Origin of the sequence: Escherichia sp. 93.1518 (assembly GCF_013368915.2) — a bacterium.
GTDB lineage: Bacteria > Pseudomonadota > Gammaproteobacteria > Enterobacterales > Enterobacteriaceae > Escherichia > Escherichia ruysiae.
Genome location: NZ_JABWMT020000108.1, coordinates 1 through 462, shown reverse-complemented (window position 1 = coordinate 462; position 462 = coordinate 1). Strand labels below are relative to the sequence as shown.

1 pseudogene is annotated in these 462 nt (G+C 51.9%); it reads right to left on the bottom strand.

Annotated features, from left to right (window positions below):
- Positions 1-433: pseudogene (locus HEN21_RS22925) on the bottom strand (phage tail protein); the annotation flags it as partial.
- Positions 434-462 lie beyond the last annotated feature (29 nt).

Genomic DNA, 462 nt, shown 5'->3' with positions numbered 1-462 from the left:
CTCCCCCACCTCCCGCCCCATAACCAGAGCCGGATTGGCCATCACTATTCGCTCCTCCCAATCCCCCTTTTCCATAAGGAGTATTTACTGCAGTTTCACCGTTGCTGGAGTATGTTTTGGGAACCTCTCCTACTGAGTTGGCGTACGGGGAGTCGATAATTATTATTTTCCCTCCTTCCCCACCAGCACCACCGGAAGCAGTAAGTGAGGAAAAATATGATGCCGCTCCAGGAATACCTGCTTGTCCTAATTCATCTCTGGGAATCCAAGTCGAACCACTCTCTGGTCTTACCTGTGTGCCTCCAGCCCCTCCAGCCCCTCCAGCCCCAACTGTAAAGGAGTACATATCTCCGGGTTTAACTGTGAGAGGAGTAATTATAATTTCACCAGGTTTTCCTGCTCCGCCGCCTAGTCCAAATTTAGGTTGTACCACTGTCGAGCCTCCGGCGATTGCCCCACCAC